Origin of the sequence: Massilia sp. BKSP1R2A-1 (assembly GCF_050586525.1) — a bacterium.
Taxonomy (GTDB): domain Bacteria; phylum Pseudomonadota; class Gammaproteobacteria; order Burkholderiales; family Burkholderiaceae_D; genus Telluria.
The window spans coordinates 1-518 of sequence record NZ_JBOBRE010000049.1 but is presented as its reverse complement, the minus strand read 5'-3'; the positions used below and the strand labels follow the sequence as shown (position 1 = coordinate 518).

General features: G+C 54.8%; 1 rRNA gene. It reads right to left on the bottom strand.

From position 1 onward, the window contains the following. Positions 1-18: 18 nt before the first annotated feature. Positions 19-518: ribosomal RNA gene (locus ACQ7JA_RS25020) — 16S ribosomal RNA — on the bottom strand; the annotation flags it as partial.

The window sequence follows — 518 nt, the reverse complement described above, 5'->3', positions numbered from 1 at the left end:
CGCTCGGTGCTACTCTAGAAAGGAGGTGATCCAGCCGCACCTTCCGATACGGCTACCTTGTTACGACTTCACCCCAGTCACGAATCCTACCGTGGTAAGCGCCCTCCTTGCGGTTAAGCTACCTACTTCTGGTAAAACCCGCTCCCATGGTGTGACGGGCGGTGTGTACAAGACCCGGGAACGTATTCACCGCGACATGCTGATCCGCGATTACTAGCGATTCCAACTTCATGTAGTCGAGTTGCAGACTACAATCCGGACTACGATACACTTTCTGGGATTAGCTCCCCCTCGCGGGTTGGCGGCCCTCTGTATGTACCATTGTATGACGTGTGAAGCCCTACCCATAAGGGCCATGAGGACTTGACGTCATCCCCACCTTCCTCCGGTTTGTCACCGGCAGTCTCATTAGAGTGCTCTTGCGTAGCAACTAATGACAAGGGTTGCGCTCGTTGCGGGACTTAACCCAACATCTCACGACACGAGCTGACGACAGCCATGCAGCACCTGTGTGAAGG